Genomic DNA, 8,360 nt, shown 5'->3' on the forward strand with positions numbered 1-8,360 from the left:
GGAAGTGACTTTGCATAATAATAAGAGCTTTAAAGCAACAGTAATTGGAACAGATCCTACCACAGATTTAGCGCTTATTAAAATTGATGAAGAAAGCTTGCCATTTCTGGCACTTACCAACTCAGACGAAGCTAAAGTAGGTGAATGGGTCCTTGCCGTAGGTAATCCATTTAATTTAAATAGTACAGTTACTGCAGGGATCATAAGTGCAAAAGGTAGGAACATAGGAATTATCTGTGACAGCACTTCGATAGAATCATTCATACAGACTGATGCAGCTGTCAATCCTGGAAATAGCGGTGGAGCGTTGGTAAATTTAAATGGAGATTTAGTGGGTATTAATACGGCAATAGCCAGTCCTACGGGTGCTTATTCAGGGTATTCGTTTGCTGTACCATCAAATATTGTAAGTAAGGTGGTTGAGGATTTAATCACCTATGGAGCAGTACAAAGAGGCTGGTTGGGTATTACTATCCAAAATGTGAATAGTGCTCTCGCTAAACAAAATGATTTAGAGGTAAATGCAGGTGCTTTTGTGGCCGGTTTTGCAGAGGAAAGTGGAGCCAAAAAAGCAGGTATTAAAGAAGGTGATGTAATAGTAGAGGCAGATGGTCGCGAAATCATTACTACATCTAATTTAATAGGTTACGTAGGCAGCAAGCGCCCAGGCGATAAGGTTAATTTGAAGGTAAATCGTGCAGGTAAAGAGATGAACTTTGATGTGGTTCTAAAAAATAGAGAAGGGAATACAAAGATTGTGCGTGAGGAAAAAAGTGAATTACTTCTTTCACTAGGCATTGACCTTGAGGAGTTATCGAATAAAGAGTTAAAGGAGCTGGATATAGAAGCAGGAGTGAAAGTAAAGTCCATTAGAGCAGGAAAAGTGAGCCGTTTTACCGATATGCGAGAAGGCTTTATTATTACAAAAATTGATGGCAATTTGGTTTCTTCTAAAGAGGAAGTAGTATCTATATTAAGTAGCAAAGAAGGTGGAATTTTGATCGAAGGAATTTACGATAAGAACTCCGAAACTTTCTACTACGGATTAGGTATGTAAATCAATGAGAGTGTAAAATTTTCGAGAATTTTCATACTCATAATAAAAAAATTCGTATACTTAAAGACGACAAGATCTTTGAATTAATTTTGATAAGTAAAGCCTATGAAAAGACTCTTTAAGAAAGGTGAGCGGGTGAGAAATGTGCGAGACGGAAAAGTGATGGAAGTGTTAAAGTACATTAAAGACAAGAGCTCCTATGTAGTGGAATGTGCCTGGTTCGATTTAGAGAAAAAGGAAGTCAGAACACTAAAATTAAAACAAGATAAACTTTTAAAAGCGAGTTAAAAAAAGCCTCTCGAATCAATCGAGGGGCTTTTTTAATGTCCATAAATATATCAGGAGTAGTGATTGATTAAGGCAACTATATTTATTTAATCACATTTATTAAATTGAGTGTAAAACCCTAATCCAAAATGAAATATCTAACTCTCCTACTCTTTTTAATAAGCTCAGAACTACTAGCCCAAGAAAGACAAAACCCAATAATTTCTCCTTATGGAGGAATATATGATATACCAGAGGCAGTGGTTAAAGCTGATCCCAATATTGATTATAAGATTGTAATTGATATTGTGACCGAAAATGAAAACCCTGAAGAATTTAATTGGTCATTGAATAATGTAGCCAGGCTTCTCAATTTACATGTTGTTTCTGGCGCTGACCCAAAGAAGATAAATGTGGTTTTGGCAATTCATGGTGGAGCGACCTATGCAATTGCTAAAGATTCGATTTACAAAAAGAAATACGGGGTAAATAATCCAAATAATCAACTAATTAAGGCGTTGAAAGATGCTGGGGTATTACTTACAGTATGTGGACAATCATTGATTTCGAGAAAAATTAGTGCTGATGAAGTAAATGAAAATGTTGAAATTGCCACTTCTATGCTTACCACTGTTACAACACATCAGTTGAAGGGATATGCTTTGTTAAAATTCTAAAATAGTATCTAGTCCAGATAGTTGGTTTTTTGGAGTAAACTTTTCTGCTAGTGCTAGAGAATTTTCTTTCACTTTTATCAGTCTCGACTGCTCTAAATAGGGCGTAAGCTTCTCTACCAACTCTTCTGGTTTTTCAGGAGGATAGTAAACACCCACATCATGCTTTTCTACCAAAGGTTTTAGCCAACCCTGAAAGTTGATGATAATCATTTTACCGCTGGCCAAGCCGTCAAAAAATTTATTAGGACTTCCGGTGCCAAGTACGGGCACATTTTTAAAGGAAATATAAATAGCATCAGTTATTGATAAAATTGAGGCCACTCCTTTCTTATCAGTTTGGTCTAGGAAGGTTATGTTTTTCAGCTCTTTACTTAAAGCTATTATCTTAATTTTATTGAATTGTGCACCGCCACCAGCTACCACAATGTGAACATTGTCATTCGTAAGTTTTTCAGCAAAGCTGATCAGGTATTCGAGGTGGTTCGCCAACCCAACTGTACCCAGGTAAGAAATAACAAATTTGTTTTCCAGATGTGACAATGACTTATTTGCTTCGGCATTTTTAAATAAATCAATGTCTGCAAAATTTGTAATTACATCAATAGTACAATTTGGGCAGTTAGATTGAATGTAGTTTTTAATGTCTGGTGACAACGCAACAATAGATTGCGCCTTCGAATAAAAAGACAGTTCCCATTTTCGCGTGATCCATTTAAGTAATGGGTTATTAATTACACCTAATTGTATTGGTGCTTCGGGCCATAAATCCCCCACTTCGAAAATATATGGGGTACCAAACCTTTTAAGTGCCCTGGTAGCGATAAAGCCAGTGGTTAGTGGAGTGGTGATTACATAGTTTAAATCGAATGGTTGGAGATTTTTGATTAACCGATTCGCTTTCCAAACAAAAATGAAAAATGCATGTATTCTACTTAAAAAGCTCAAATGGTTTTCATAATATACCGGCAGGTAATGAACATCATAACCTAAAGATTTATCAACTGAGTAAGCCCGATTATTCCTCGCAGTAATTACCGTAACGGTATGTCCTTTACTTTTTAAATGATTAGCAATATAATAGGAACGTATGGCCCCACCAGTTTCAGGCGTTTTAAAATATTGATGAATTAGGCAAATTTTCATGCACTTGTCCCAAAATTCTTCTCAAAATACTTACAATACTGGCTGATTTTACAATCCATACACTTTGGTTTTCTGGCCAGGCAAGTATACCTCCCATGTAGAATTAACCAATGATGTGCTTTAGGTATAAACTCTTTTGGAATATGTTTAACTAATTGTTTTTCTACCTCCAAAGGAGTTTTAGCATTCTGATTTACAAGACCTAACCTCTTCGAAACCCTAAATACATGAGTATCTACCGCCATGGCAGGCTGATTATAAATAACAGAAGCTATTACATTGGCAGTTTTTCTACCAACACCGGGCAGCTTCTGCAAGTCATTAATATCTGAAGGTACCGTAGAATCAAATTCTTCTGTAAGCATTTTCGCCATGCCAATTAAATGCTTCGATTTATTGTTAGGATAAGATACTGATCTGATAAGAGGGAAAACCTCCTCAAAATGACTGGCAGCCAGATGCTCTGCCGTTGGAAACTTTTCAAATAAAGCAGGAGTAACTGCATTAATTCTTTTATCAGTGCACTGGGCACTCAGAATTACAGCCACTAAAAGCTCGTACGGATTGTTGTAGTGCAACTCCGTTTCAGCCTCAGGTTGGTGCTCGTTAAAATATTCTATTAAATGTTCGTAGCGCTCTTTTCTTTGCATTTCCTATTTGTTGGAAAGCAAATTTAGAGATTTTGAATAATTGAGAATATTATTGGTTGCTTTGCTTGAAGGAGACTCAAGAACTGTGTCTAAACGTTGTTTAACAACACTAATTTCTTTGAATCGAGCTTCAAGCTCAGAATCACAAAGCAATGCCTTTTCTATCTCACTATTCTCTTCTTCTGTTGTTTCGTGATATGCGTACCTGATTAAATCATCTTGGGTAAAAGTTCTGATCATAGGCAATATTATATTGTTTCATTTTTTTCCTGAGATTAATCAGCGCGTATCTCATTCTGCCTAATGCCGTGTTAATACTTACCCCCGTTGATTCGGCTATGTCCTGAAAACTCATGTCCATATAGTGCCTCATCACCAACACTTCTTTTTGTGCTTCAGGCAGCTCGTTAATTAGCTCCCTTAATTTCACATGAGTTTCCTTTCTTATTTGGGCCGATTCGAATGACCCTTCAGCAAACTCCATCGTATTAAACACCGGGCTACCATCTTCCATCACAATTGTGGGATAGCGCTTATCTTTTCTAAAGTTATCAATTGCCAGATTATGAGCTATTCTCAGAATCCATGGCAAAAATTTACCCTCTTCGTTATACCGACCCCCTTTGATCGTGCGAATAGCTTTGATAAATACCTCCTGTAGCAGATCCTCGGCTACATATTTATCCTTTACAATTAAAAAAATGGTGGTAAAAACCCGCGATTTGTGCCTTTTTAGCAACTCTTCGAAAGCCTCTTCGCTACCGTTCTTGTAAAGTGATACCAACTGACTATCACTGATCTTATAATTCTCCATTAAGGTTTACAATTTAGTTAACGTAGAGGTCTATATCATATTGTTGCTCCCAGGGGTTTAAATGAAAAAAAATTTAACACAAGGTCTCAAATGTAAAAAAATATAAATCGAACATGCAAAACATTTTGAAATTATTTTTGATTTAAAAAATAATTCGCTTCATTAAAACTTATTCGAAAATATTGCGTGTAATAGTCGCTTTATTTTATACATTGGCGCTTAAAATTTTAACTAAACAAAACTTTAAAACATTTAAAAACACTTTCGATAATCTGATTTAATGGAAAAGAAAAGAGTTATAAAAAGCCTTGAAAATTTGGATTCTGATCTTAAGGCATTGCTCAAAAAAAATTACCCTGATGGGTTTGAAGGCCACCTTATGAGGTTACAAAACGCAAAAAAAGAGCCGTTTTTTGTTGTGCCGCTGGAAACATCTGACACCATGTATTTGGTTAAGATTGCAGTTACCAAAAATAGTGATGGCGAATATGATATTGATGAAGAAGAGAATGACATGGGAGATGATGATGAAAACATTAGTAACCAGTCATATGACGAGGATTTTGACGATGATTAATCCATCATAGTAAAACGCAAAATTGTCGTGTATCTTTGCAGGATTCTATGGCAAAAACAGCAACCCTACCTACTAATTTAGAGTCCCTCGACCCAAAAGAATTTATAATTGTTAAGGGTGCGAGGGTAAATAACTTAAAAAATATTAGCCTTGCAATCCCTAGAAATAAGCTTGTAGTAATTACAGGCTTATCAGGTTCTGGCAAATCTTCATTAGCATTCGACACACTTTTTGCGGAAGGTCAAAGAATGTACGTAGAAAGTCTAAGCTCTTATGCCAGGCAATTTCTTGGAAGGATGGAAAAACCGGAAGTGGATTACATCAAAGGCGTATCTCCGGCAATTGCTATTGAACAAAAAGTGAATACCCGGAACCCAAGGTCTACCGTGGGTACCACGACAGAAATATTCGATTACTTGAAGCTTTTATTTGCAAGAATCGGCAAGACTTATTCTCCAGTCAGTGGGAAAGAGGTTTCAAAAGACTCAGTTTCTGATGTGGTTAACTACATTAATTCCCACTCTGAGGGCACGAAAGTAATGGTGGCCTGTCCTTTAAAGCCGCATAATGATCGTTCTGCCGAAAAAGAATTACAAATTCTTTTAAGTAAAGGTTACACTAGAATTCTTATTAATGAAGAAGCAGTTTTTATTGAGGACTTTATCGAATCCAAAGAAAAGATAAAAAAGACTGATCAAGTTGAAATTCTAATTGACAGGGCCGTTGTTAATCCTGATGATGAAGACACTACATTTCGACTATCAGATTCAGTTCAAACTGCGTTTTTTGAAGGAATTGGTGACTGTATCGTACATATAGTTGGTAAAGAAGTTCGTAGCTTTTCCGATCGGTTTGAAGAAGATGGAATTAAATTTGAAGAGCCATCAGTTAATTTTTTCAGCTTTAATAACCCCTATGGCGCTTGCCGCACTTGTGAAGGATTTGGCAATGTTTTAGGTATTGATCGAGATCTGGTTATTCCTGACAAAAGCCTTTCGGTTTATGAAGGTGCCATTGCGCCTTGGCGCAGTGAGACGATGAAAAAATGGCTCGTTCCTCTACTTAAAGATGGGATTCAGTTTGACTTCCCGATACACAGATCATATCATGAGCTAACAAATGCTGAAAAAGAGGTATTATGGACCGGAAATAAATATTTCAAAGGCCTTAATGCGTTCTTTAAACACTTAGAATCTAAGACACATAAAATTCAATACCGTGTACTCCTGTCAAGGTATAAAGGCAGAACTGTTTGCCCAGACTGTAGAGGCACAAGGCTGAGGAAAGATGCCAGTTATGTTAAAATTGATGGCAAATCAATAACTGATTTGGTATTACTTCCCATTGATCGCTCGGCTGAATTTTTTGCCAATCTAAAACTAGATGAACATAGTTTTAAGGTATCTAAAAGACTGCTGAAAGAAATCAGATATCGCCTTGAGTTTATACAAAAAGTAGGGCTCGGATATTTAACCCTTAATAGAATGACCTCCACGCTCTCCGGAGGTGAATTTCAGCGGATAAAACTCGCTACATCCTTAGGAAGTGCCTTAGTAGGCTCCATGTATATTTTAGATGAACCAAGCATAGGGCTTCATCCAAGAGATACGGAACGATTAGTGGGAGTATTAAAAACACTTCGCGATTTAGGTAATACGGTTATTGTTGTAGAGCACGAGGAAGACGTGATGCGCTCTGCAGATCAAATCATTGATATTGGCCCTGATGCCGGAATACATGGCGGGGAATTGGTATTTCAGGGAAATTTGAAGCAGTTAGATACGGGCATCGGCTATACATCTGACTTTTTAACTGGCAGAGATCAAATTAAAGTACCAAAATCTCGCAGAAAATGGAAGGATGCTATAAGAATAAAAGGAGCAAATGAAAATAACCTTAAAAATATCAATGTAAGGTTTCCGCTGGGGGTACTTACCACTGTCACGGGCGTAAGTGGCTCTGGAAAGACCACTTTAATTAAGAAGATTTTGTATCCATCAGTGGGTAAAATTCTTGGAACAGTTTCAGAGTCCACAGGCAAGTTTGATAAGCTGGAAGGCGATTATGAAAGGGTAACACAAATTGAATTTGTAGATCAGAACCCTATTGGCAAATCTTCTCGTTCTAACCCGGTAACCTACGTAAAAGCCTACGATACAATTCGTCAGTTATTTGCTGATTTACCACTTTCTAAGCAACGTGGCTACAAGCCTTCACACTTTTCATTTAATGTGGATGGTGGCCGTTGCGAGACTTGTCAGGGGGAAGGAGTTGTAAAAATTGAGATGCAGTTCATGGCAGATATCTTTCTGACCTGTGAAAGTTGCAAAGGCAAAAGGTTTAAACAAGAAGTGCTGGACGTTGAGTATCAGGGGAAAAACATTGCAGATATTTTAGACCTTACTGTAGAAGAGAGCCTTGAGTTCTTTGCCGATAAAAATCCGATTGTAAATAAACTTCAACCTCTTTTTGATGTGGGGTTGGGTTATATAGGTTTAGGGCAATCCTCAAATAGTTTAAGTGGAGGTGAGGCTCAACGAGTGAAGTTGGCCTTTTTCTTAGGCAAGCATTCAAGAGACAAAAAAGAGCATATTCTATTTATTTTCGATGAACCTACTACAGGGCTTCATTTTCATGACATTTCTAAGTTACTCACATCAATGAATGCGCTTGTTGAACAGGGAAATTCAGTGATTGTGATTGAACATAACATGGAGGTAATAAAATCTGCTGATTGGGTAATTGACTTAGGGCCAGAAGGGGGAGAAAATGGCGGTAATGTTACTTTTGAAGGAACACCTGAGGAAATGGCTAAGCTTTCTGATAATTATACTGCAAAATATCTTAAAGAGAAGCTTTGAGATTTGGGATTTAAAACGTTTGCAATCCTATATTTCTAACTATATTTAGTAAAAAATTTTAGTTGTATGTCCAATTTGTTACAATCTATATTCGATAGAAATCCAAATGAACCAGAGTTTCACCAGGCCGTAGATGAGGTTTACGAAACGGTTGAAGTGGTTCTTAAGAAAAACACAAAGTATCAAAAAGCCAAACTTTTTGAGCGAATGACAGAACCGTGGAGGATGATGAGCTTTAGGGTGACCTGGGTAGTTGAGGAGGGTGAGGTTCAGATTGATAAAGGAGGTCGTGGTCAAAGGAACAGTGGGAGTGG

General features: G+C 37.2%; 9 protein-coding genes and 1 pseudogene. 6 read left to right on the plus strand and 4 right to left on the minus strand.

The genetic code is table 11. From position 1 onward, the window contains the following. The 3 genes from RLO81_RS14790 to RLO81_RS14800 form a co-directional block, all read left to right on the plus strand. A partial coding sequence (locus RLO81_RS14790; RefSeq protein WP_350113220.1) for a S1C family serine protease occupies nt 1-1,057 on the plus strand: 1,057 nt, incomplete at its 5' end. Between the two features lie 105 nt (nt 1,058-1,162). Then, nucleotides 1,163-1,345 (plus strand): hypothetical protein, encoded by a 183-nt coding sequence (locus RLO81_RS14795; protein ID WP_205722699.1) that lies wholly within the window; start codon nt 1,163-1,165, stop codon nt 1,343-1,345. A 128-nt stretch (nt 1,346-1,473) separates the two neighbouring features. After that, nucleotides 1,474-2,001, plus strand: a complete 528-nt coding sequence (locus tag RLO81_RS14800) for a DsrE family protein (protein WP_350113223.1) — start codon at nt 1,474-1,476, stop codon at nt 1,999-2,001. Here RLO81_RS14800 and RLO81_RS14805 read toward each other — a convergent pair. The 4 genes from RLO81_RS14805 to RLO81_RS14820 are packed head-to-tail and all read right to left on the minus strand — an operon-like array spanning nt 1,990 to nt 4,608. Continuing rightward, nucleotides 1,990-3,144 (minus strand): glycosyltransferase family 4 protein, encoded by a 1,155-nt coding sequence (locus tag RLO81_RS14805; RefSeq protein ID WP_350113226.1) that lies wholly within the window; start codon nt 3,142-3,144, stop codon nt 1,990-1,992. The genes RLO81_RS14800 and RLO81_RS14805 overlap by 12 nt on opposite strands. Next, nucleotides 3,141-3,794 carry an endonuclease III gene (nth, locus tag RLO81_RS14810; RefSeq protein WP_350113229.1) on the minus strand — a complete coding sequence of 218 codons (654 nt, stop codon included), beginning with the start codon at nt 3,792-3,794 and terminating at the stop codon, nt 3,141-3,143. The genes RLO81_RS14805 and nth overlap by 4 nt, the downstream gene beginning before the upstream one ends. Nucleotides 3,795-3,797: 3 nt before the next feature. Beyond that, nucleotides 3,798-4,034, minus strand: coding sequence for a hypothetical protein (locus tag RLO81_RS14815; RefSeq protein WP_205722703.1), 237 nt, complete (start codon nt 4,032-4,034; stop codon nt 3,798-3,800). Then, the gene (locus tag RLO81_RS14820) at nt 4,009-4,608 is read right to left on the minus strand and encodes an RNA polymerase sigma factor (protein ID WP_350113232.1); all 600 of its coding nucleotides are present in this window, start codon (nt 4,606-4,608) and stop codon (nt 4,009-4,011) included. Before RLO81_RS14820 ends, RLO81_RS14815 begins: the two co-directional genes overlap by 26 nt. Before the next feature lie 280 nt (nt 4,609-4,888). Between RLO81_RS14820 and RLO81_RS14825 the strand changes: the two genes are divergently transcribed. The 3 genes and pseudogenes from RLO81_RS14825 to RLO81_RS14835 all read left to right on the plus strand — a co-directional run. Continuing rightward, a complete protein-coding gene (locus RLO81_RS14825; protein ID WP_350113234.1) occupies nt 4,889-5,185 on the plus strand; it encodes a hypothetical protein in 297 nt (98 codons plus the stop codon). Nucleotides 5,186-5,232: 47 nt separating this feature from the next. After that, a complete protein-coding gene (gene uvrA / locus RLO81_RS14830; protein ID WP_350113237.1) occupies nt 5,233-8,046 on the plus strand; it encodes an excinuclease ABC subunit UvrA in 2,814 nt (937 codons plus the stop codon). Between the two features lie 66 nt (nt 8,047-8,112). Further along, nucleotides 8,113-8,360: pseudogene (locus RLO81_RS14835) on the plus strand (NADP-specific glutamate dehydrogenase); the annotation flags it as partial.

This window comes from Fulvivirga sp., from assembly GCF_040220315.1.
In the GTDB taxonomy this organism is placed as follows: Bacteria; Bacteroidota; Bacteroidia; order Cytophagales; family Cyclobacteriaceae; genus Fulvivirga.

Bases quoted from the DNA above. Each gene is read 5' to 3' on its own strand.
- RLO81_RS14795 (WP_205722699.1), top strand. From the start codon at position 1,163: ATGAAAAGACTCTTTAAGAAAGGTGAGCGGGTGAGAAATGTGCGAGAC.
- RLO81_RS14800 (WP_350113223.1), top strand. From the start codon at position 1,474: ATGAAATATCTAACTCTCCTACTCTTTTTAATAAGCTCAGAACTACTA.
- RLO81_RS14805 (WP_350113226.1), bottom strand. From the start codon at position 3,144: ATGAAAATTTGCCTAATTCATCAATATTTTAAAACGCCTGAAACTGGT.
- nth (WP_350113229.1), bottom strand. From the start codon at position 3,794: ATGCAAAGAAAAGAGCGCTACGAACATTTAATAGAATATTTTAACGAG.
- RLO81_RS14815 (WP_205722703.1), bottom strand. From the start codon at position 4,034: ATGATCAGAACTTTTACCCAAGATGATTTAATCAGGTACGCATATCAC.
- RLO81_RS14820 (WP_350113232.1), bottom strand. From the start codon at position 4,608: ATGGAGAATTATAAGATCAGTGATAGTCAGTTGGTATCACTTTACAAG.
- RLO81_RS14825 (WP_350113234.1), top strand. From the start codon at position 4,889: ATGGAAAAGAAAAGAGTTATAAAAAGCCTTGAAAATTTGGATTCTGAT.
- uvrA (WP_350113237.1), top strand. From the start codon at position 5,233: ATGGCAAAAACAGCAACCCTACCTACTAATTTAGAGTCCCTCGACCCA.